Here is a 22,733-nt window from a genome sequence, read left to right on the forward strand (position 1 = left end):
TTATTTTGTCCTCATAAGTAAATAAATGAAATACGGTGCACCAATTACAGAAATAACAAGACCGACTGGTATTTCTGAAGTTGTTAGTACACTTCTTGAAATTACGTCTGCGAATAAAAGTAAAAACGTTCCTATTAGCGCAGCTGTGGGCAACATGATTTGATGTTTGCCACCAACAAGGCGCCTTGCTAAATGCGGGGCCATTAAACCGATAAAGCCAATTCCACCGGCAACAGCAACAGATGCACCCGCTAAACAAACTGCAATAAATAATAATTTACGTCTTTCTTTTTCTACATTTACACCAAGGCCAACTGCTGTAGAATCGCCTAGGTTCATTACATTTAATATGTGTGCTTTACTTATAGCAAGCGGTAAGAAAATAACCATCCATGGAAGTACACTTAATACGAATTTCCAATCTGTACCCCATAGACTTCCCGCCAGCCAAATCGTAGCAAAACGAAAATCGTTAGATGTCATCTTCATAGAGAAAATTAAACTAACAGCTCCAAATCCAGCTGCAACGGCAATACCGACTAGTATTAATCGAGTCGATGAAACGCCGTCTTTCCATGCTAATAAATAAATAATTACCGCTGCTAATATCGCTCCAACTAGTGCGAAAAATGGAAGAATGAATACAGATAAAAATGTACCAGTCCCTACTTTCCCGAAGAAGAAGTAGACGAATATAACAACTGTTAATCCCGCTCCAGCATTAATCCCTATAATACCTGGATCAGCAAGTGGATTTCGTGATAAACCTTGTAAAATCGCACCTGACATAGCTAAAGCAGATCCGACTAGTATAGCAATTACCATACGCGGCATACGGAATTCAAATAAAATAACAGACTGATCTTCAGCCCCTAGTCCAACCAATGACTTTAATACGTCCATTGGGGGTATTTTAAAAGTTCCTGTATTTAAACTAATAAGAAATATAGAAACGATTAGTCCTACTAAAATCGTTAATATAGAAATGTTCTTTTTTGTTAAGACACTCGTCCTCACATCTTTCCTCTCCCTTCATTACGTGCTAAGTAGAGGAAGAATGGAACCCCAATTAGCGCTGTAATTGCTCCAATTGGCGTTTCAAATGGCGGGTTAATAACGCGAGATAACATATCTGCACATTCAATTAACAGCCCGCCTAAGACCGCAGAACATGGAATAACCCATCTATAGTCCGAGCCTACAAGGAAACGAGTCATATGCGGGATTACAAGACCAACAAACCCTACTGATCCTGCCATGGAAACTGCGGAACCCGTTAAAACAAGAACAAGTACTGTTCCGATAAATTTAATTAATGTCGTATTTTGACCAAGTCCAATTGCAATTTCTTCACCGAAGCTCAAAATTGTAATATATCTCGACATCATAATTGCGATAAGAAGACAAACAAGGCCAATTGGCACTAACATATTAATACTTTGCCATTTCACTCCAGCAACTCCGCCTGCATTCCACATGCTCACCTCTTGGGCAAGATTAAAATACAATGCGATTCCAGATGAAATTGCCCCTAATAAAGCACTAATAGCTGCACCTGCTAAAGCTAATTTCACAGGTGTTAATCCACCTGGTGAAGAAGACCCAATTCCATATACAATGCTTGCACCAAACGCAGCTCCAATAAAAGATGCGATAACAAACATTAAATAAGGTGAATTAGGGAAAAATGCATACATAATTGCAATTCCAAATACAGCCCCATCTGTAATTCCCATTAACGATGGTGAAGCAAGTGGATTTCGCGTCATGCCTTGCATAATTGCTCCTGATACCGCTAAAAAGGCACCTGCAACTACGCCCCCTATTGCTCTAGGCATGCGAAGCTCTTGAATTACGTTATGATGCGTAATAGATCCATCAAACTGAAATACAGCTTGCCATACAGTCTTTAAACTAATATCTGCAGCCCCAAAAGAAATAGAAACTGCCATGCTTAAAGCTAACAAAACTGTACCCGCTACTAAAATAATAGAAGCGATGAGCGGTCTGCTCTTAATCTCTTTAACATTCTCTTCTTGCTGTTCTATACTGCTTGCGCTCGCTTCCATCCCTCAACCATCCTAACCAACAACATATATTTATTAAAATGAAATTTATTCTCAAATAGTAATAAAAAAATTAGGTGAATTGTTATTTTCCTGATAATGATTCTCAGAATCAGACACTTCTATTCTACCTATCGCTTTAAAAGACTGTCAACCATTATTTTGAAATATAAATTTATATAAATTGGAACTTTAATACAAAAGTTATATCCATCCTTTAGAAAACGTTCGTCCACACAAGAGTACTTTCGCAGAATAAATCTTTCCTCTTATGGGCATAAAAAAAGAAGAGTAATCTTTTCACTCTTCTTTTTCTTACTTATTTAACTTTGCTTCAATTTTTACGATTAACTCATCTTCTGTTGGAGCCGCAACTGGACGGTTATTTACAAATGCGAATGATTTTTTACGACCAGGACCACAGTAAGACTGACATCCAACTTCAATCGTTGCACATGAATCTACTTTTTTTAACTTCGGAACTAACGTTTTAACGTTCGTTGCCTGACAGTCATCGCACACGCGAAATTCGTTTCCCATTATATAACACTTCCTCTATTTTAAACTTTTCTCAAGTTCGTTTAAAAATAAACACTAAATGGTATTTTACCGCTCTTTGAAGCTCGTTGCAAGTTTCCCTACAAAGCCTATTCTCTACATAATGCTACTTATTTATATGCTCTCCTACAGAAGCGCTCACCATTCATGGGAAAATTTTTACCTTTCATCGAAATCTACCATATTTTTAAAAGCTTTGTATAAAAGTTTATTTTTTTGCCCATTATAAAAATAGGAAGTTCATAAAAAGAAAGGGAGTTGAATCTATGAAAGTAAGACAAGATGCTTGGACAGATGAGGATGATTTATTACTTGCTGAAACGGTACTTCGTCATGTTCGAGAAGGAAGTACGCAATTAAATGCATTTGAGGAAGTAGGAGATCAGTTAAATCGTACATCTGCTGCTTGTGGTTTCCGCTGGAATGCTGTCGTTCGCTATAGCTATGAACAAGCTCTTCAACTAGCAAAAAAACATCGTAAAGATAAAATGCGTGCTGCAAGCGGTGAACAAGCGAAAAAACGTTTACTTTATACACCACCAGCTTCAGATTCGATAACTGATTATGAAGAATTAGTACAAGAGGAATCAATCGTACAATATAAAGAAGCTATTCCATATCAAGAATCTACTGCTCCTGCTGCAAGAAGCTCTATGACAATGCAAGATGTTATTTATTTTTTACAAACAGTCGGATCTTCAAATATAAAAGTGACAGCTCTTGAAAACGAGAATACGAGATTGAAACAAGAAATTAAAGCACAAATCCTTCGGAATGAGGAACTAGAAAAGAAACTAGAAAAGTTAGAAAAGCAATCTCATACTGTACAAGAAGATTACGAAACACTTATGAACATTATGAACCGAGCTCGTAAATTGGCAGTCATGGATGACGAAGAACGTTCTCAAACATCTTTCCGAATGGACCGAAACGGTAATTTAGAAAAAATTGCAGAATAAAAAGGATGCATGTAATGCATCCTTTTTATTATTTCACCTTTAAGCTCCCCCTTTATATGTGAGAAAACTCCATTCTTCATTTTTTGCTATAATAGAGATTGTCATTTTAAAGATAAGGGGTTAGTTATATGAGCAATTCCCGTTCCATTTTATCTCAGCCAGAGTGGCGCATTGTAGATCAGTCTAGTTTGGGACCAACATTCCATGCACTTCAGTCATTCGCAATGGATGACACATTATGCACAAGCATTGGAAATGGCAAGTCAGCCGCAACAATGCGTTCTTGGGTTCATCACAATACAATTGTCCTTGGCATTCAAGATTCACGCCTTCCGCATTTAGAAGAAGGTATTTCTTTTTTAAAACAACACAACTTCAATGTTATTGTTCGTAATTCTGGCGGGCTTGCAGTCGTGCTTGATGAAGGTGTTTTAAACGTATCACTTTTATTCCAAGAAACAGAAAAAGGTATCGATATTGATCTTGGATACGATACGATGTGGCATTTAATTAAGGAGATGTTAAAGGATTACAACGTTACTATCGAGGCAAAAGAAATTGTTGGCTCTTACTGTCCTGGTAGTTATGACTTAAGTATTCGCGATCAAAAATTCGCTGGTATTTCACAACGTCGTATTCGCGGCGGTGTCGCTGTCCAAATTTATCTCTGTGCTACCGGAAGTGGCTCTGAGCGTGCCGCACTCGTTCGTGATTTCTACAACCTAGCAATTCAAGGAAAAGAAACACGCTTTACGTACCCTGAAATTGTACCAAGTACGATGGCCTCACTCTCAGAATTACTTGGCGAAACCATTACAGTACAAGATTTAATGATGCGTCTTTTAAAAACATTGCAGCAATTCGCTCCAAAGTTAACACCATCTCAATTAACAATAGATGAGATTCCTTTATATGAGACGAATTTACAACGTATTATTGATCGTAATAATAAAGCACTTGGCTTAGAAAAATAAAAATGACCACCCTAAGGGTGGTCATTTTCCATACCAATTCATTTTAGAATTAAAGTGCTTGAGCTGCTGTAATTAAAGCTAACTTGTACACTTCTTCTTCGTTACATCCACGAGACAGATCATTTACAGGCATGTTTAAACCTTGTAAGATTGGTCCTACTGCTTCGAAGTTACCTAAACGTTGAGCGATTTTGTAGCCGATATTACCAGCTTCTAAGCTTGGGAATACGAATACGTTAGCATCACCTTTAATTGTAGAACCTGGAGCTTTTTTCTCAGCTACAGATGGTACGAATGCAGCATCGAATTGGAATTCTCCATCTAAAGTTAACTCAGGAGCCATTTCTTTTGCAATGCGAGTTGCTTCTACAACTTTTTCTGTTTCTGGAGATTTCGCAGAACCTTTTGTAGAGAAGCTTAACATAGCAACACGTGGATCAATGCCGAATAACTCAGCAGTTTTCGCACTTTCGATACCGATTTCAGCTAAATCTTGGCTGTTTGGTGCAATGTTAATTGCGCAATCAGCGAATACATATTTCTCTTCTTCACGTACCATGATGAATACGCCAGAAGTTTTTGTAACGCCTGGTTTTGTTTTAATAATTTGAAGTGCCGGACGAACTGTATCAGCTGTAGAGTGAGCTGCACCACTTACTAAACCGTGTGCTTTGCCCATGTATACAAGCATTGTACCGAAGTAGTTTTCGTCTTTAAGGATTTTGCGAGCGTCTTCTTCAGTTGCTTTACCTTTACGGCGTTCAACGAAAGATGCTACCATTGCATCCATTTCTTCGTATGTAGCTGGGTCGTAAATATCAACGCCTGCTAATGTTAAATTCATGCTAGCAGCTTTTGCGCTAATTTCTTCCTTATTACCAACTAAGATTGGTTTTACTAACTCTTCTTTTGCTAAACGCTCTGCAGCGCCTAAAATTCTTTCATCAGTTCCTTCAGGAAGTACGATAGAAATGCCTTTTCCTTGAACTTTTTCTTTTACTGTTGTAAATAAGTTGCTCACGAATAAACCCTCCTACATATGTTAAAAAACTCTATCTTTAAGAATACTGCTTTTCTTCTATATTTTAAACTTATAGCTCCCAAAAAATAGATAAAATAAAAATGATTATATTTTCATAAAATTCAGCCGTTAAATTCACCTCGCTTAAACACTTAAATGTGACAATTTTATGCGCCAAGGTTTTATATAGATGATTTTAAAACTATATATGCTATAGTTAACGTGTAAAACTATCATTAACTGAGGTGAATAGAATGAGTGAAGCAACAACAACGTTAGATGGCTGGTATTGTTTACATGATTTACGTTCTATTGATTGGGCTGCATGGAAAACATTATCTAGCGACGAACGCGGACAAGCAGTGTCTGAATTTTTAAATGTCGTTGAAAAATGGAACGAAGTAGCTACTGCGAAAAAAGGTAGTCACGCAATGTATACAGTTGTTGGTCAAAAAGCTGATATTATGCTTATGATTTTACGTCCAACAATGGAAGAGTTAAATGAAATTGAGACAGAATTGAATAAAACAACATTAGCTGAATATATGGTTCCTGCATATTCTTACGTATCTGTTGTTGAACTAAGCAACTACCTTCCAGCTGATGAGGATCCATATCAAAATCCACAAATTTTAGCTCGCTTATATCCTGAATTACCGAAAGCAAATCATATTTGCTTCTATCCAATGGATAAGCGTCGCCAAGGTGATGACAACTGGTACATGCTTCCTATGGAAGAGCGTAAAAAAATGATGTACAGTCACAGCAAGATTGGTCGCCAATACGCAGGGAAAGTACGCCAAGTTATTTCAGGATCTGTTGGATTCGATGATTTCGAGTGGGGCGTAACATTATTCGCTGACGATGTTCTTCAATTTAAGAAACTTATATATGAAATGCGATTTGATGAAGTAAGTGCTCGTTATGGTGAATTCGGAACATTCTTCGTTGGAAACATCTTACCAGACGAAAAAGTAGAGAAATTTTTACACATATAATATTGAAAAAGGGACGAAATTCGTTCCTTTTTTTATTTCCCTCTATATTTCTCCTCAAAAAACTCCTTTTTCCCGCAAATTCGAACAAAAACCGACAAATTCCTTACAAAATTGTAACTTTTCTATATCCAAATTCATGCTAAAATGGTACGAGCTATATGCTAATAACGATGCGAAGGTGATAATTTATATGAAGAAAATCTTGTCTATTTTACTAGCGCTTCTATTGTCAATTTCTCCCTTAGGAGTAACAACATCCCATGCGGAAGAAAAAATACAAATAGAAGCTGCTGCTGCACTTCTATTTGATGCAGATACAGGGAAAATACTGCATGAACAAAACCCAGACGAACTGCTAGCTATTGCTAGTATGTCAAAATTAATTGTTGTTTACGCTGTTTTAGAAGCAATTAAAGAAGGAAAAATTACTTGGGATACGAAAGTAAATATTTCCGATTACGCTTATGAAGTCTCACGTAATAATGAATTCTCTAACGTACCATTTGAGAAAGGACGTCAATATACTGTAAAAGAATTATATCATTCTATTGTTATCTTCTCTGCAAACGGGTCTAGTATTGCTTTAGCAGAGCTACTTGCAGGAAGTGAGAAAAACTTCTTAAATCTTGCAAATGAACATGCAAAAAAACTAGGGTTAAAGAAATATAAATTTGTAAACGCTACTGGTTTAAATAACGCTGACTTAAAAGGGAAACATCCCGAGGGTACTGATCCAAATGCAGAAAACTCTATGTCAGCTCGCGATATGGGTATACTTTCAAAAGTAATGATTACAAAGTATCCAGAAATGCTAGAGGATACAAAACAAAGATTTAGAAACTTCCCAGACAATCATCCAAAACCAATTCGTATGGAAAACTGGAACTGGATGTTACCAGGAGCTGCCTTCGCTTATGAAGGTACTGATGGTTTAAAAACAGGAAGTTCTGATACAGCTGGATATGGATTTACTATTACTGCGAAACGCGGTGATTTACGTCTTATCTCGGTTATTATTAAAACGAAATCAATGGACGAGCGCTTCACAGAATCTCGTGAATTAATCGAATATGGATTTAATAACTTCGAAAAACAAAAGCTCAAGGTTGATAAAAATAACACAATCTCTGTAGTAAAAGGGAAAGAAGATCAAGTAACGGTTGCACCTGAAAAAGAAATAACAGTAATTGCGAAAAAAGGTAGCAAAGATCCTTATAAAATTGGGACTGAATTAGATAAATCTCTTGCTGAAGATGGACATTTAGTTGCTCCTGTTAAGAAAGATGCTAAAGTAGGCTCAATTACTTTAGCATCAACTGATAAATATGGTTTCTTAGACGGTAGTAAAAGTATGAAAGTTACTGCAAAAACAACAGAGGAAGTTGAAAAAGCAAATTGGTTTGTGCTAACAATGCGCTCTATTGGAGATTTCTTCTCAAACTTATGGTCTAAAGTATTTTAATGATGAAAAGCTAGCTCACGCTAGCTTTTTTTATTTTCCTCTCTCAATGTAAAACTTCGTTTGGTTGTCATATCTGAGTCCTTTTTCTCATACGTATGAACTAGTAATTGTTCCACACTTCATCTAGAAATAGACCTCTTTCCAAAAGGTATTACAAAAAGAGAGGTGACACATAATGGGTGTTATTGCTTATAACGAAGCAGATGTAAAGTTGTTAGCTAGACTGATGCGTGCTGAAGCCGAAGGAGAAGGGCAACAAGGAATGTTAATGGTCGGAAACGTTGGGGTAAATCGTGTCCGCGGAAATTGTTTAGACTTTAAAAGTATTCGTAATTTACGTCAAATGGTGTATCAAAATCCTGGTGGTTTTGAGGCAACACAAAAAGGATATTTTTATCAAAGAGCCCGTGAACAAGATATCGCCTTAGCAAGGCGAACTATTCAAGGACAACGTTTTTGGCCCGCTAACTTTGCCTTATGGTTCTTTAGACCTGAAGGTCCTTGTCCACCAACTTGGTATAACCAACAAAACTCTGGTCGCTTCAAAAAGCACTGCTTCTTCCAACCATCTGGTGAAGACTGTCCTAGCGTATATTAAGAGATGAAAATGAGGAGGGATTTTTGAATGGCACAGCAACAAAATCCGTACTATGGAACAGGTTTTTATCAACCATCTGGAACTTATGTCCAACCACAACAAATGACTCAACAACAACAGCAAGCAATGCAACAACAAACAGCTCAAGCTGCGCAAGCTCAATATGCAATTTCTCAAGGCATGTTACCTCTAGAGCAATCCTATATTGAAAATATCCTTCGTTTAAACAAAGGTAAGCAAGCTACAGTTGTAATGACTTATGAACGTGGCAGTTCCCTTGGTACACAATCTTATACAGGTATTATTGAAGCAGCCGGCCGTGACCATATCGTTATTAGTGAACCGCAATCAGGAAAACGCTATTTACTATTAATGATCTACTTAGATTACGTAGAATTTCCAGAAGAAATTACGTATTTACCTAGTCAACAAGCAACTTATACTCCAAGACCATAAAAAAAGCTGGCAAATGCCAGCTTTTGTTTTTTATAATCCTTTTACAACTGCAGTCCCTACTAGAATCCACGCCACAATAAACGCTACACCACCAAGAGGTGTAATTGGGCCAAAGAACTTAATGCCTGTCGTACTTAATGCATACAAACTACCTGAGAACATAATAATCCCAGCTACCATTAGCCAACCAGCAGTAGTTAAAAGTGATGATTGAACCTTATCCATCAATAAAGCAACTACGAATAATCCACCTGCATGAAACATCTGATATGTAACGCCTGTTTTCCAAACTTCTAACATTTTCGCAGAAATTTTATTTTCTAAACCGTGTGCTCCAAAGGCCCCTAACGCAACAGATAGCCCCGCTGCAATACAACCTAGTAAAAAGAAAATTTTCATCTTAATTCCCCTTTTTTACCTTTATCATAAGCAATTTTTTCATATAAGCCAAACGATTTAATTCTTAAAAATCAAATAAAGAATTACCATTTGCACCTTCTTCTTTTATATACACAGGTTCTCCAGAAACTGGTATAACTGGTTGAACTGTTGTTATAGGCTGTGATCCAATTACTTGCGATTGAATTTGCGGCTCCCTATACGTAGAAGATTCAACCTGTTCATCTAATAGTAAATCGCATAAAGCACGCACAACTAATAAATGTTCTTTTGACTTTTGTCCTTCGCTACTTTTTGCCTTCGCAATTTCATTCGCCATTTTATTTAAAATCTTGTCACTAGATATTTGCATTCCTTATCACCTCGTACTTTGTAATTCTTTCTCAAATTGTCCCAGTTTCTCCACTGAACCAAATACTATTATCATATCATGTTCTTGTAGTTTTTCCTGCCCTGTTGGATTATGTATAATATTCCCATTTCTTAAAATCGCTAATATCGTTACATCAAACTGATTCCTTACATTACTCTCTAGTAACGATTTACCGACTAGTATTGAATCTTTGCCAACTAGAATTTCTTCAATGACAAATGACTGTTCTACTCCATACAACACTGTATCAATATAATGAACGGTTAATGGATTTGCAATACCTTTTGCTATATGAATACCTGCCATACTAGATGGATTAATAACCTTATTTGCACCAGCACGCCTTAATTTCTCTTCAGTTTCTGGCTTTTCAGATCTCGCCACAATTTTAATCGTATCGTTTAATCCTCTTGCTGTTAATGTAATAAATACATTTTCGGCATCATTTGCAACAATAGCAACTAAACCAGCTGCTTTTAAAATTCCGGCATTATGTAATACTTGATCTTCCGTTGCATCTCCATGTACAAATAAAAGCTTTTCCTGCTCCAATATACTTTCATCTTTATCAACAACGACAAATGGAATGTTCTTTTCTTGCAATTCATGTACAACTTGAAGCCCCACTCTACCGCAACCACATACTATAATATGATTTTTCAACTGCGCTATTTGTTTATCCATCTTCTTCCTCCGTACTGCATGAAATAAATTCCCTTCAATAATCATAGCTGCCACTACCCCAATTGCATACGTAACAATACCTACACCAACAGGAATAATAAGGAGCGCAAATACTTTCCCTGCTTGCGTTACAGGAACAGCATCTCCGTATCCAACAGTCAATACAGTAATCATCGTCATCCAAAATGCTTGAAACAAACTAATCTCTTCAATTGTCATAAATCCTATCGTTCCTAGAATTACAACAAAAGTCATACATATAACTGCTATCCATAATTGCTTACGTGCATTCATACCGTGTTTCAACTCTTTTCTCTATCTACAATCTTTGCCAGTGGAAATAAAATACGTATATACTAGATACGGAATCTATGAAAGAGGTTGATATAATGAAGACATTTCTTTCCGCCTTACAATGGGCACTATTTATTTTAGCTGGAAGCCTTATTGTACCAATTAGTGTCGCAACTAGTTATGGTCTTGATGGCGCTGAAGCCATTGCATTCGTACAAAGAACATTATTTGTTCTAGGCTTTGCTGGTCTCTTGCAAGCTATATTTGGGCATAAACTTCCTATTCAAGAAGGTCCTGCTGGCCTTTGGTGGGGAATTTTCTCCCTTTACGCAAGTTTAGGCGTCGTATTATTTGGATCAAGCAATGAGACACTTAAAGTTCTTCAATATGCTTTCTTATTAAGCGGTATTATTTGTATTATTCTTAGCGTTTTTGGACTTATTGATAAACTCGTTCGCTATTTTACACCGACAGTCATTGGAACGTATTTATTTCTTCTTGTCGCGCAACTCAGTGGCTCCTTCTTAAAGGGAATGTTTGGCCTTGATGGAAAACATACAGAAGTACAACCTAACGTATTTATTCTTTCACTCATTGTTATTTTACTATCCTTTTTCATCATGAAGCTACCTATTATTGGACAATATTCCGTTCTTTTCAGTATCATATGCGGCTGGATATTATTCGCATGCTTCGGATTATCTAATCCAATAACACCAGTGACAGACATAATCCGTTTTCCGTCCTTATTTGTTTTCGGCATGCCTCGTGTTGAATGGAACATGGTAATTACGGTCATATTTGTTACACTCTTACTTCTAACAAATATGTTAGCAAGTATTCGCGTTGTACAAAAGGTTGTCTCTAAATATGAAGAAAATGCTGCATCAGATCGTTTTAAACAAGCCGGCATTATAACAGGAATCAACCAATTGCTAGGTGGCCTGTTTTCAGCTATTGGGCCTGTCGCTATTTCTGGATCAGCAGGTTTTATTGCAACGACTAATATTTATAAACGTCTCCCTTTTATATTAGGGTCAAGCTTTATTATTGTCGTTAGTATATTCCCAAAGATTACTTCATTCTTTGCAGCAATCCCTGTGGCAGTTGGTTATGCCGCTATTTATCCTGTATTCGCAAGCATGATTGGCCTCGCCTTTCGAGAATACGAAACTGTCCAGGATAAAGAACAATTATTTAAAGTAGCCGGTCTTTCAATCTTCACAGGAGTCGGAGTTATGTTTGTTCCAGCAGGAGCATATTCCACACTTCCACCATTTCTAGCATCGTTTTTAAGTAACGGTCTCGTTCTTGGATCTGTAATGGCCATTTTGCTAGAAATACTATTTTCTCGTTCCACAGCAAAACAAATATCGTAAATTGGAAAACTTCCATTATTGCACTCTACCTTTAGAGTTGTTACGATAAAATCAAACTTGAATCATTGGGGTTTTATCCATCCCCAATGATTATTAACCGATATTATGAGCAACACACTCATAATGATTTATCTACTTCTTTTCAAAGAGGTTTGATGTCTTACTATTATTCCTCAACATCTTCATGAACATGTATTTTGATTTCAATTAAAGAAAGGAATTTTCTATATGACTTATAAAATGATTGTTTTAGATTTAGATGATACTTTATTACGTGATGACCATACTATTTCACCTCGTACGAAAGAAGCGTTAATGACTGCACAAGAGCAAGGGGTAAAGGTTGTACTTGCTTCTGGACGTCCAACGTTTGGTATGCGCAATGTAGCCAAAGAACTTCGCTTAGAAGAATACGGCAGTTTCATTCTATCTTTTAATGGCGCAAAAATTATTAACTGTAAAACAAACGAAGAAATCTTTAGTAGTACACTATCTCCTGAAATCGTTCACAACCTATTTGAAATTAGTAAAACTGAAGATGTATGGATTCATACTTATATGGGCGATGATATCGTAACGGAAGAAAATAATCCTTATACTGAAATTGAGGGCGATATTACTGGTATGCCAATTGTTGTAGTAGATGACTTTAAAGCCGCAGTTAAAGAGCCTGTAGTAAAAGTATTAATGAATAAAGAAGCTGAACGCCTTGTTGAAGTTGAAAAGAAACTTCAACAACAACTAGAAGGCCAATTAAGCGTGATGCGTTCGAAACCATTCTTCTTAGAATTTACTGAAGCCGGTGTTACAAAAGGAACGAGCTTAAACAAACTGATTCAAAAGCTTGGCATTAAGCGTGAAGAAGTTATCGCAATGGGCGATAGCTATAACGACCAAGCAATGATTGAATTTGCTGGTCTTGGTGTTGCAATGGGCAATGCACCTGATGATATTAAAGAAATTGCAAACTACGTAACAGATACAAATATGAATGATGGTGTCGCAAAAGTTGTAGAGAAATTCGTTTTAAAAACGGATGTACTTGTTTAATATTTTCATTCACAAAACCTATTTGAAGTCAAATACTTCAAATAGGTTTTTATTTAAATTCTCATGCTTTTGTGACTATATTTTGAACTTTGCACTATTCTCGTAGTGTAAACTTTCTTTTTGTATATAATGAAACAAAATAGACTATTTTATTTTGAAAAAGAATACAAATTTACTATATACAAGCATACGTTAAAGGAGGCTACTTTATGTTATCTACACCAATCGGACGATTAAGAGCAATTGGACTAGTTGAGGGTATTTCTTTCCTATTACTATTATTTGTAGCAATGCCATTGAAATATTTCGCAGGATTTGCAACAGCTGTTAAAATTACAGGCATGGCTCATGGTGTTCTGTTTATTCTATTCATCTTTGCAGTAATTCAAGTAACAATCGTACACCGTAAATCAATTTTATGGGCACTTGGAGCATTTGTTTCATCAGTTATCCCATTTGGTACTTTTGTACTAGATGCAAAATTAAAGAACGAACAACAATAATAAAAAGGTAGTTAACGACTGTTAACTACCTTTTTTATTTATAAATTTGGAATTTCCCAATCAATTTCTCTTTCTCCCATATTAGCTAAAATCGTATTTACTTTAGAGTATGGCTTACTACCAAAGAAACCACGTCTTGCCGATAATGGGCTTGGATGTACAGATTCGATAATATGATGATTCGGATTCGTAATTAACTTCTTCTTCGCCTGCGCATGGCGCCCCCACAATATGAAAACAACTGGCTTTGCACGTTCGTTCAACAGTTCAATCACACGATCTGTGAAGTGCTCCCATCCTTTTCCCTTATGAGAATTTGCTTCGCCTTGACGAACTGTTAATACGGTATTTAGTAGTAATACTCCTTGTTCCGCCCATTTTACTAAATAACCGTTATTCGGGATTTCATAACCATATTCATCTCGAAGTTCTTTATACATATTTAACAATGATGGTGGTGTTTTAACATCAGGTTGTACAGAAAAACTTAAACCATGCGCTTGATTCGGTCCATGATATGGATCTTGTCCTAAAATAACAACCTTTGTATTTTCATAACTTGTATACTGAAGAGCGTTAAAAATATCTTCTACCTTCGGATAAACAACATGCGTGCTGTACTCTTCTGTCAAAAAACTGGATAGAGTACGATAATACTCTTTCTCAAATTCTGGTGCCAATAATGGTCCCCAATCATTCTTTAAAACATTTTCCATACTGTCACTTCCTGTCTAATTAATTCAACATATCCTGTTTTGTAAATACTAAGAACGAAATAATAAGGGAAACAACTGCCCAAACAGTTAAATTCATCAAAGAAAATCCCATTGATAAGCCTTGTAATGCAGGTAATTTTCCTGATAAATAATCCGTTAATGATAAATTCACGCTAAAAATATATTTCGCACCTTCCCAAGATGTTGCGAACGAGCTTAAGATACCGCCTGCAATTAATGCAGCTAGCATAACGCCCATACCAGCTGGTGTATTACGAATTAAAACAGAGACCATAAATGATATAGTTCCGACAACGATAGCAACAAACCAGGCTAGTCCATACGCCATTAAGATGTATTGCCACTGCGGAATCAGATGCACAAAGTTCGTATTTAACGTTTCCTTATCAATGACGAATCCTGTTAAAACAGGTAAATTCCATCCCGAGTATCCGAATACAAGCCCTGATAATATGTAAGCAAACAAACCTACAAGAAACAGTATGAGCGAAATGAAAAATAACATCGTCACGTATTTACTAAGGAGTATTTTCCAGCGCCGAATCGGCCGCGTAAGTAACATCTTCATTGTCCCATCACTTCGTTCTCCTGAAACGATATCAATAGCGACAATCATTACGAGAAGCGGAATAAACAATGTAATTCCTTGTTCAATAAATGCTCTGACAAAAGTCGGTGCACCCGGTGCCATCGGGTTAATATTATGATCTAAATAATATTGTTGTTGCTCAACTCTTACCTTTAACCAATCACGCCATTCTTCTGGCAACCTAGAATTGTTCAATCGGTTCTGAGAATCAACAATTTGCTGTTGCAATGAAACCTTCCAATCAGTTGTACCGAGTCTTTTTTGTGTCGTTTCTATTTCACGATACTGCGCGTACACAAAAAGCGGGATCAAGATTGCTAAAATAAGCATGACAACAAAAATACGTTTCTTACGGTAAATCTTTTCTGATTCATTTAAAACTAGATTCGCAAATTCACGCATGCTGCTCACCCCTTGTGAGTTCAATAAATAAATCTTCTAGCGTAAATACAAGCTCCTTAACGCTATGTACATCTATTTCATTTTCTACAAATTTTTTATTCCAACTACTTATAGATGCAATATCCATGCGGCATAGTAATCGCTCGCCTTTTACACTCACTTCTCTTATTTCCTCGGCCGCTTCTAGCATATCTTTCGCCTTAGAAATTGGTGTAACAATCCATTCTACACGATCACTTGCTGTTTTAATTAATTCTTCAACCTTGGCAACTGTTATCATCTTTCCTTTATGAATAATAGCAACGCGATCGCATATCATTTGCACTTCACTTAGCAAGTGACTTGAAATAAACACGCTCATATTTTCTTCTTTCACAAGCTTATGTATAAATTCCCTAAGTTCTCTAATCCCTGCTGGATCTAAACCATTCGTTGGCTCATCTAATATAAGCAATTTAGGATTCCCAAGGAGCGCCTGTGCAATTCCAAGGCGTTGTTTCATACCAAGTGAGTACGTTTTTACCTTGTCATGAATTCTTTCATCTAAATGAACCATTTCAGCAATTTCAATAATACGTTCATCTGATATATCACCTAACATACGAGCAAATTGCTTTAAATTTTCCCATCCTGTTAAATATGTATACAACTCTGGGTTTTCAACGATACTCCCAATTTGACGCATCGCTTCTCTGAAATTTTCCTCAATCGAATAACCACCGATAGAAATCTTACCTTCTGTCGCCTTAATCAATCCGACTAACATTCGAATGGTAGTCGTCTTTCCAGCACCGTTTGGTCCTAGGAACCCGAATACTTCTCCTTGCTTTACATCAAAGGAAATATTCTCTACAAGAGTCTTCTTTCCAATTACCTTCTTCAAGTCTCGTACGGAAAGTATCGTCGTCATTTTACCCCTCCTTGTTCTAGTTTTAATTTACTTACAACATTTTGAACTAAACGTTCTGCCATATACGTATAACCTACTTCATTCGGATGAAAATGATCAGAGTATAATAAATCTTTCCCGCGGTTTTGGAATAAATCAAATGTCGGTGTAATATACACATTTTTATCGTTTAGCGCTAACTTCTCTAAAGATGCATTCCAGTCCACAACAATGTTTGAAGACCCTTTTAAATCTTCTACATCTTCAAAAGGATTGTATAAACCAAGCCAAAAAATCGGACTATTTGCATTTAATTTACGAATTTCTTCTATAATTTTCTTTGCTTCATTTTGAAACGTTTCTGTATCAGGACGATACGTCTCTAAATCTATTTTCCCGAGCGATTCCCAGCCTGGGAACAAATCATTCCCGCCGATCGTTAACACGATTACATCTGCTTGCTTAATTGAATATTGAGCGCCACTACTTTCAATTTGTTTTAATAAATCGGGCATTTTTGCACCACTAACTGCTAAATTTGTTAATGCAATTTTTTGCTTATAATCTTTTTGTAAATCCTCTTTCATTCGCCCAACATAGCCAATTCCTTCTTTATCACCAACGCCACGCGTTAATGAATCACCTAAACTAACGATTTGTAACGTTCCCGTTTTCTTTTTCTCTTTTGCCACTACATCGGTCTTTTTAATTAAATTTGAAGCTTTCGGATTTAATACATCATTTACACCTGAAACAAAGCCATATGCAAATAAACAGAAAGATGCAATTGTAATGAGTAGAATTACTTTTACTACTTTTGATCTCATATCAAAACCCCTTTTAGCCCTCATAGATTGTCCATAATTATACCAAACGAAATTTTGAAAAGCGATTTTCACACCTTCTCAATTATGTCGTTTCTCTATCTACTAACTCTGGTAATAACTCTATATGCTTCACATCTAATTTCTCTTCATTAATCTTTTCATATAATAATTCAAACGCTTTCACTCCAACGTTTTTACTAGAATGCGAAATCGTCGTTATACCCAATATATCTGCCACCTCTTGATCATCACACCCGATAATCGTAATATCCTCTGGAATACGAAATCCTTGTTTTTTTGCTTCTGTAACCATCCCCGCTGCAATATGGTTACAAGATACAAGGAACGCCGTCGGTTTTACTGACATATGAGCCCATTCTCTAATTACATTGCGTCCATCTTCCACTGTAAAACATCCCTCAAATTTCCAGGTCTCTAACGATGTTACGATACTCTGTTGAAGCGAATCTTCGTACGCCTTCTTTCGTCTTTGGCTATTAACGCTATTACTTCTTCCAATACAATATCCAATACGTGTATGACCGGCATCTATTAAACTTTTCATCCCACGTGAAAATACTTTGTAGTAATCGATATGGACACTTGAAATATACTTCGAATCTATTTCTTCACACATAACAATCGGGCCGAATTTCGTATATTCTTCAAGCTTCTCCTTACTATTTGTCCGAGAACAAATAATAACCCCATCAAGCTTTTTCATTTTTAACATATTTAAAATTTCTAGTTCTCTTTCTTCGCTATAATTTGTCTGGCAAAGCATCATATTATAATTATTCTTTGCTGTTTCTTTTGATATCCCCTCGATAATAGCACTATAATATTGATCATTTACGTGTGGCAATAAAACGCCAATTACATTCGTTTTTCCTTTCACTAAATGAATTGCATTCACGTTTTGCGTGTAATTTAATTCTTCTATAATTGCTAAAATTTCTTTTCGTTTCTGTTCATTTACGTACGGATGATTATTTAGTACACGTGAAACAGTTGAAACAGATACTCCAGCAAGTTCAGCAATCTTTCTTATATTTGTCATCTCATTTTCCCCTTCTCACAAAAATTCTCCCTTGACCTGGTAAGCTTTCCACAATATATCCTTTCCTAGCAAATACATGTAGAAAGGATATACAACTATGCTTCGATTCAAATTAGAATATATATTTTTCATTGGCGGTTTACTCATTCTTGCCATCGGTATTAATATGATGACAACAATTACTTCCTTTGGACTTAGTCCTTATGATTCCTTCTTTATTGCACTATATCAAAATTTTGGGATAAGCATTGGTTTTTGGATTTTCATGATTAACTTTGCCTTTACACTTATCGTACTCTTTTGGAATAAAAAACAAATTACAATCGGTACAATTGTAACGATGGTTCTTATTTCTCTTTTTGTTGATTGGATTGGTTCCATTACAACTATTATGGACGCTATCCGCTCTCTTCCAAAATATATAACACTTATTTGCGGAAATCTATTCGTTGGAGCTGGAATTGGTCTTTACGTCTCTACAAACCTTTGCGCGGCGCCTCAAGAAGCTTTCGTTTTAACGGTTGCTGAAAAGAAAAAATGGACGTTTAGAAGAACAGAGATTTCATTAGCCTTTTTATTTTTAACGTTAAGCTTTTTATTAGATGGACCTATCTATTTTGGAACAATCATCTTATCCTTTACAACAGGCTGGATTATCCAAGCATTTATTCAAGTTGGTACGCAGATTTTAAATAGAAAAGAGCCTATTAAGCAAGCTGCTTAATAGGCTCTTTCTGTTTTATGGTAAGAGATACTACTTAGCATCCCCTTCAATTCGATAGTTCGCTTTCAAACAATCGATTTCTTCATACCCTTGCAACGTATGTAGAATATAATCATAATCAGCAAGAGACGCACGATGCGTTACAATTACAATTTCAGCCTTTCCTTTCTCTTCAAGCGGCATTTGAATAATCTTTTCAAAGCTAACGCCACGCTCAGAGAACAATGAAGTAATTTTTGCAAATACACCAATTTCGTCTTTTACATGCAGTCTTAAAAACTTTTTCACGACAATTTCGTCTGGCTCTTTTAATACTTTTTGATATTGTGGGACTACAGCACTATTTCCTGTTACCCCTAATCTAATATTTTGCATTACAGCAACTAAATCCGAAACAACAGCTGTCGCTGTCGGTAAACTTCCTGCGCCTGGTCCATAAAACATCGTTTCTCCAACTGCTTCACCGTACACATACACAGCGTTATATTCATTTTGTACTGCCGCAAGAGGATGTGTATTTGGAAGTAAAGTTGGTTCAACTGTAACCTCCAATTTTTCACCATCTCGTTTTGCAAGACCGATTAATTTAATTGTATAACCTAAGCTCTTACTGTATTCAATATCTTCCTCTGTAATAGAGGTAATCCCTTTTACTTTCACATCTCCAAGCTCTACATTTGTAGAGAAACCGAGAGTAGCTAAAATCGTCATTTTTCTTGCTGCATCTAAACCTTCTACGTCTGATGTTGGATCTGCTTCTGCAAATCCAAGTTGTTGGGCTTCTTTTAACACGTCGTTATATGCTCTCCCTTCATCTGACATTTTCGTCAAAATAAAATTTGTCGTTCCATTTACAATTCCCATTACTTTCGTAATAAGATCTGAAGAAAGTCCTTCTACGATACTGCGTAAAATTGGAATTCCCCCTGCCACACTCGCCTCATAGAATAAATCAGCCTTATTATCTTTTGCTGTCGCTAATAATTCAGCTCCATGTAATGCCATTAAGTCTTTATTTGCAGTTACAACATGCTTTCCGCTTTTTAAAGCTTGTAAAATATATGATTTTGCATCATCAATGCCACCCATCACTTCGATGACAACATCAATATTTGGATTATCTAAAATTTCATTTGCATCTTGTGTTAATAGAGTAGAAGGTACCTCTACCTCTCTCTCTTTCTCAATGTTTTGCACTAATACTTTCGTTACCTTAACTGGACAACCTACTTGGTGTATGAGTCGTTCTTGATGATCTGTAATAATACGAACCACACCACTACCAACTGTCCCAAGACCTAATAACCCAACTTGAATTTCTTTCATAGTACTGTCCACCCCTCAAAAATTGTGTTTAGATGAAATTATATGAGTAAAAAATCTGAAAAACAATGTATTTTGAACATTCGGAAAAATATAAGTTAATCTTTACAAGGAAAACGTTGCCACGTGTTACACAATCTTTCTTTACAATATATAAGGGGTTTCTTGATACACGTAATAATTCAACCAATTAGAAAACAATAAATTACCATGACTCCTCCACCTAACAAGCGGCTTTTCATCTGGATTATTATGTTTAAAATAGTTTTTTGGCACATCAATATTTAATCCCTTGTCACGATCTCGTTCGTATTCTTGTTTTAACGTCTCACAACTATATTCGCTATGTCCAAGGGCAAAAACTTGCCTTCCTTCTGGCCCAATAACAAGGTGAACACCTGCTTCTTCAGAGTTTGCTAACAATGTTAATTCTTTCACTTCTCTAATATCATTCTCTCGTACTTCTGTATGACGAGAATGCGGAGCAAAAAACAATTCATCAAATCCTTGTAACAATTTCACATGTTGCTCGCAAACCTCATGTTCAAATACACCGAACATTTTTTCCTTAAGGGGATACTTTGGAACACCATAATGATAGTACAAACCAGCCTGTGCCCCCCAGCAAATATGGAGCGTAGATGTTACATTCGTTTTTGAATACTCCATAATACGTTTAAGCTCTTCCCAATAATCTACTTCTTCAAAAGAAAGAGTTTCAACTGGTGCTCCTGTAATAATGAGCCCATCAAATTTTTCATTTTCAATATCACGAAAAGTTTTATAAAAGCTCGTTAAATGGTCCTGCGCTACATTACGAGACAGATGTGATTCCATATGAAGTAAATGAACATCTAATTGCAACGGTGTGTTTCCAATTAAGCGAAGTAATTGTGCTTCTGTGTCTTGCTTCGTTGGCATTAAATTTAATATAGCAATTTTCAAAGCGCGTATATCTTGTGTTTCTGCTCGCTCCTTCGTCATTACAAAAATATTTTCTTTTTGCAACACTTTGCGAGCCGGTAAATCTTTATCAATTATGATTGGCATGTGTTTTGCCTCCAACTAGAGCTGCTTCCAAATCTGCAATAATATCAGAAACATCTTCTATACCAACCGATAAACGAATTAAATCAGATGTAACACCAGCTAAACGCTGATCTTCAGCATTTAATTGTCTATGCGTCGTACTAGCGGGATGTATAACGCAAGTTCGTGCATCAGCTACGTGCGTTACAAGAGTTGCTAGTTTTACATTTGCGATAAATTCTTTTGCTGCTTCTAATCCCCCTTTAATACCAAATGTTAAAACCCCACTAGCACCTTTTTTCAAATACTTTTGTGCTAACGAGTAATTTTCATTACTATCTAATCCCGGATAATTCACCCATTCAATACGTTCATGATTAGCAAGCCACTTAGCAACTGCCAGAGCATTTTCGCTATGACGCTCCATTCGTAAATGCAAAGTCTCTAAGCCAATATTGCTAATATATGCATTGAATGGACTCATACAATTTCCATAATCTCTTAATAGTTGAACACGTGCTTTCACAATATATGCTGCTGCACCAAAGTTTTGAACGTAACTTACACCGTGATAACTTGGATCTGGTTCAACAAGCTCAGGATATTTTCCATTTGTCCAATCAAAGTTTCCACCGTCAATTACAATACCGCCTAAAGAGCTCGCATGCCCATCGATATATTTAGTCGTAGAATGAACAATAATATTTGCCCCATATTCAAACGCTTGGCATAAATAAGGAGTTGCTAATGTATTATCAACGATAAAAGGTACCTCTAATTCTTTAGCGGCAGCTGAAAATTCTTTGAAATTTAAAACATTCATCGCTGGATTTCCTAATGATTCTGCATAGATAAGTTTCGTCTTATCGTTAGCAAGTGCCGTAATTTCATCTGCCGTTAAGTTTGGATTAAAGAACGTAACATCAATGCCAAGCTTACGTAAACTCACCCCAAATAAATTAAACGTTCCCCCGTAAACAGTTGAAGAGCAAAGTAAATGATCCCCACTACTACAAATATTTAAAACTGCAAGCATAATAGCTGCTTGCCCAGAAGCCGTTGCAACAGCTCCTACACCGCCTTCTAAATCTGATAACTTCTGCTCAAATGCGGCTAGAGTAGGGTTTCCAATACGCGTATAAATATATCCTTCTGCCTCTAAGTTAAATAGAGCTGCTAAATCATCCGAAGTATCGTATTTATAAGTTGTGCTTTGATAAAGTGGTAAAACACGTGGTTCACCATTCTTTGGCGTATAGCCACCTTGCACACAAATCGTTCCTTTTCCCCATGATTCTCCCATCTCTCATTCTCCTTTCTTTTATACAAAATAAAAAACTGCCCCTTTCCTGAAAACAAGAAAGAAGCAGTTTGAAAAC

The 22,733-nt window shown here is 36.4% G+C and carries 25 protein-coding genes; 10 read left to right on the forward strand and 15 right to left on the reverse strand.

Translation table 11 applies throughout. The features are described 5' to 3' along the window. The 3 genes from MHH27_RS27755 to MHH27_RS27765 all read right to left on the reverse strand — a co-directional run bounded on the left by MHH27_RS27755 (window position 1) and on the right by MHH27_RS27765 (window position 2,606). Window positions 1–1,017, reverse strand: a complete 1,017-nt coding sequence (locus tag MHH27_RS27755) for a FecCD family ABC transporter permease (RefSeq protein ID WP_001260757.1) — start codon at window positions 1,015–1,017, stop codon at window positions 1–3. Beyond that, window positions 1,014–2,069: a FecCD family ABC transporter permease gene (locus MHH27_RS27760; RefSeq protein WP_340944743.1), complete on the reverse strand. Its 1,056-nt coding sequence runs from the start codon at window positions 2,067–2,069 to the stop codon at window positions 1,014–1,016. Before MHH27_RS27760 ends, MHH27_RS27755 begins: the two co-directional genes overlap by 4 nt. A 312-nt stretch (window positions 2,070–2,381) precedes the next feature. Continuing rightward, the gene (locus MHH27_RS27765) at window positions 2,382–2,606 is read right to left on the reverse strand and encodes a DUF1450 domain-containing protein (RefSeq protein ID WP_000526079.1); all 225 of its coding nucleotides are present in this window, start codon (window positions 2,604–2,606) and stop codon (window positions 2,382–2,384) included. A 284-nt stretch (window positions 2,607–2,890) separates the two neighbouring features. On the opposite strand from MHH27_RS27765, the gene MHH27_RS27770 reads away from it, so the two are divergent. Together MHH27_RS27770 and MHH27_RS27775 are read left to right on the forward strand one after the other, a co-directional pair. Beyond that, complete coding sequence (locus MHH27_RS27770; protein WP_000868358.1) at window positions 2,891–3,583, forward strand: RsfA family transcriptional regulator; 693 nt, start codon at window positions 2,891–2,893, stop codon at window positions 3,581–3,583. 128 nt (window positions 3,584–3,711) lie between these two features. Continuing rightward, window positions 3,712–4,557: a lipoate--protein ligase family protein gene (locus MHH27_RS27775; RefSeq protein ID WP_000071945.1), complete on the forward strand. Its 846-nt coding sequence runs from the start codon at window positions 3,712–3,714 to the stop codon at window positions 4,555–4,557. A 49-nt stretch (window positions 4,558–4,606) separates the two neighbouring features. Here the strand turns inward: MHH27_RS27775 and pta are convergent, their stop codons facing one another. After that, entirely contained in the window at window positions 4,607–5,578 is a 972-nt protein-coding gene (gene pta / locus MHH27_RS27780; RefSeq protein ID WP_000067215.1) for a phosphate acetyltransferase, read from the reverse strand. Between the two features lie 254 nt (window positions 5,579–5,832). Here pta and hemQ point away from each other — a divergent pair, with 254 nt between their 5' ends. The 4 genes from hemQ to gerQ all read left to right on the forward strand — a co-directional run bounded on the left by hemQ (window position 5,833) and on the right by gerQ (window position 9,092). After that, entirely contained in the window at window positions 5,833–6,576 is a 744-nt protein-coding gene (hemQ, locus tag MHH27_RS27785; RefSeq protein ID WP_001287595.1) for a hydrogen peroxide-dependent heme synthase, read from the forward strand. Between the two features lie 190 nt (window positions 6,577–6,766). Then, window positions 6,767–8,038 (forward strand): serine hydrolase, encoded by a 1,272-nt coding sequence (locus tag MHH27_RS27790; RefSeq protein ID WP_098395967.1) that lies wholly within the window; start codon window positions 6,767–6,769, stop codon window positions 8,036–8,038. 175 nt (window positions 8,039–8,213) lie between these two features. Further along, entirely contained in the window at window positions 8,214–8,636 is a 423-nt protein-coding gene (gene cwlJ / locus MHH27_RS27795) for a cell wall hydrolase CwlJ (protein ID WP_000538155.1), read from the forward strand. A gap of 27 nt (window positions 8,637–8,663) precedes the next feature. After that, window positions 8,664–9,092 (forward strand): spore coat protein GerQ, encoded by a 429-nt coding sequence (gene gerQ, locus MHH27_RS27800; RefSeq protein ID WP_000068652.1) that lies wholly within the window; start codon window positions 8,664–8,666, stop codon window positions 9,090–9,092. Window positions 9,093–9,122: 30 nt separating this feature from the next. Here gerQ and MHH27_RS27805 read toward each other — a convergent pair whose 3' ends face one another. The 3 genes from MHH27_RS27805 to MHH27_RS27815 all read right to left on the reverse strand — a co-directional run bounded on the left by MHH27_RS27805 (window position 9,123) and on the right by MHH27_RS27815 (window position 10,842). Further along, window positions 9,123–9,491, reverse strand: coding sequence for a DUF423 domain-containing protein (locus tag MHH27_RS27805; RefSeq protein ID WP_000688315.1), 369 nt, complete (start codon window positions 9,489–9,491; stop codon window positions 9,123–9,125). A 64-nt stretch (window positions 9,492–9,555) separates the two neighbouring features. Further along, window positions 9,556–9,843: a YwdI family protein gene (locus MHH27_RS27810; RefSeq protein WP_001167346.1), complete on the reverse strand. Its 288-nt coding sequence runs from the start codon at window positions 9,841–9,843 to the stop codon at window positions 9,556–9,558. Between the two features lie 6 nt (window positions 9,844–9,849). Beyond that, window positions 9,850–10,842 carry a potassium channel family protein gene (locus MHH27_RS27815; RefSeq protein ID WP_139213328.1) on the reverse strand — a complete coding sequence of 331 codons (993 nt, stop codon included), beginning with the start codon at window positions 10,840–10,842 and terminating at the stop codon, window positions 9,850–9,852. Window positions 10,843–10,937: 95 nt separating this feature from the next. On the opposite strand from MHH27_RS27815, the gene MHH27_RS27820 reads away from it, so the two are divergent. The 3 genes from MHH27_RS27820 to MHH27_RS27830 all read left to right on the forward strand — a co-directional run bounded on the left by MHH27_RS27820 (window position 10,938) and on the right by MHH27_RS27830 (window position 13,774). Further along, window positions 10,938–12,221, forward strand: a complete 1,284-nt coding sequence (locus MHH27_RS27820) for a purine/pyrimidine permease (RefSeq protein WP_000847031.1) — start codon at window positions 10,938–10,940, stop codon at window positions 12,219–12,221. 228 nt (window positions 12,222–12,449) lie between these two features. Next, on the forward strand, window positions 12,450–13,271 hold the full coding sequence (locus MHH27_RS27825; RefSeq protein ID WP_000221387.1) for a Cof-type HAD-IIB family hydrolase: 822 nt from the start codon (window positions 12,450–12,452) through the stop codon (window positions 13,269–13,271). Between the two features lie 209 nt (window positions 13,272–13,480). After that, window positions 13,481–13,774, forward strand: coding sequence for a DUF3817 domain-containing protein (locus MHH27_RS27830; RefSeq protein ID WP_000953396.1), 294 nt, complete (start codon window positions 13,481–13,483; stop codon window positions 13,772–13,774). Between the two features lie 38 nt (window positions 13,775–13,812). Here the strand turns inward: MHH27_RS27830 and MHH27_RS27835 are convergent, their stop codons facing one another. Genes MHH27_RS27835 through MHH27_RS27855 form a run of 5 tightly spaced genes read right to left on the reverse strand, consistent with a single transcriptional unit; the run spans window position 13,813 to window position 18,278 of the window. Beyond that, window positions 13,813–14,490: a uracil-DNA glycosylase gene (locus tag MHH27_RS27835; protein ID WP_000432541.1), complete on the reverse strand. Its 678-nt coding sequence runs from the start codon at window positions 14,488–14,490 to the stop codon at window positions 13,813–13,815. 19 nt (window positions 14,491–14,509) lie between these two features. After that, on the reverse strand, window positions 14,510–15,502 hold the full coding sequence (locus tag MHH27_RS27840) for an ABC transporter permease subunit (RefSeq protein ID WP_090978319.1): 993 nt from the start codon (window positions 15,500–15,502) through the stop codon (window positions 14,510–14,512). After that, window positions 15,495–16,412 (reverse strand): ABC transporter ATP-binding protein, encoded by a 918-nt coding sequence (locus MHH27_RS27845; RefSeq protein ID WP_090978321.1) that lies wholly within the window; start codon window positions 16,410–16,412, stop codon window positions 15,495–15,497. The genes MHH27_RS27840 and MHH27_RS27845 overlap by 8 nt, the downstream gene beginning before the upstream one ends. After that, on the reverse strand, window positions 16,409–17,290 hold the full coding sequence (locus MHH27_RS27850; RefSeq protein ID WP_015055217.1) for an SGNH/GDSL hydrolase family protein: 882 nt from the start codon (window positions 17,288–17,290) through the stop codon (window positions 16,409–16,411). Before MHH27_RS27850 ends, MHH27_RS27845 begins: the two co-directional genes overlap by 4 nt. Window positions 17,291–17,300: 10 nt before the next feature. Next, the gene (locus MHH27_RS27855) at window positions 17,301–18,278 is read right to left on the reverse strand and encodes a LacI family DNA-binding transcriptional regulator (protein WP_053563286.1); all 978 of its coding nucleotides are present in this window, start codon (window positions 18,276–18,278) and stop codon (window positions 17,301–17,303) included. Between the two features lie 97 nt (window positions 18,279–18,375). On the opposite strand from MHH27_RS27855, the gene MHH27_RS27860 reads away from it, so the two are divergent. Then, window positions 18,376–19,002, forward strand: coding sequence for a YczE/YyaS/YitT family protein (locus MHH27_RS27860; RefSeq protein ID WP_000943411.1), 627 nt, complete (start codon window positions 18,376–18,378; stop codon window positions 19,000–19,002). Window positions 19,003–19,032: 30 nt separating this feature from the next. Here the strand turns inward: MHH27_RS27860 and MHH27_RS27865 are convergent, their stop codons facing one another. From MHH27_RS27865 to MHH27_RS27875, 3 genes are all read right to left on the reverse strand, one after another. Then, window positions 19,033–20,328, reverse strand: coding sequence for a homoserine dehydrogenase (locus MHH27_RS27865; protein ID WP_000659109.1), 1,296 nt, complete (start codon window positions 20,326–20,328; stop codon window positions 19,033–19,035). A gap of 141 nt (window positions 20,329–20,469) precedes the next feature. Further along, window positions 20,470–21,375 carry a homoserine O-acetyltransferase MetA gene (metA, locus tag MHH27_RS27870; RefSeq protein WP_001121531.1) on the reverse strand — a complete coding sequence of 302 codons (906 nt, stop codon included), beginning with the start codon at window positions 21,373–21,375 and terminating at the stop codon, window positions 20,470–20,472. Further along, window positions 21,359–22,657 (reverse strand): bifunctional O-acetylhomoserine aminocarboxypropyltransferase/cysteine synthase, encoded by a 1,299-nt coding sequence (locus MHH27_RS27875; RefSeq protein ID WP_340944753.1) that lies wholly within the window; start codon window positions 22,655–22,657, stop codon window positions 21,359–21,361. Before MHH27_RS27875 ends, metA begins: the two co-directional genes overlap by 17 nt. Window positions 22,658–22,733: the final 76 nt, after the last annotated feature.

Source organism: Bacillus sp. FSL L8-0152 (assembly GCF_038006365.1).
In the GTDB taxonomy this organism is placed as follows: Bacteria; Bacillota; Bacilli; order Bacillales; family Bacillaceae_G; genus Bacillus_A; species Bacillus_A cereus.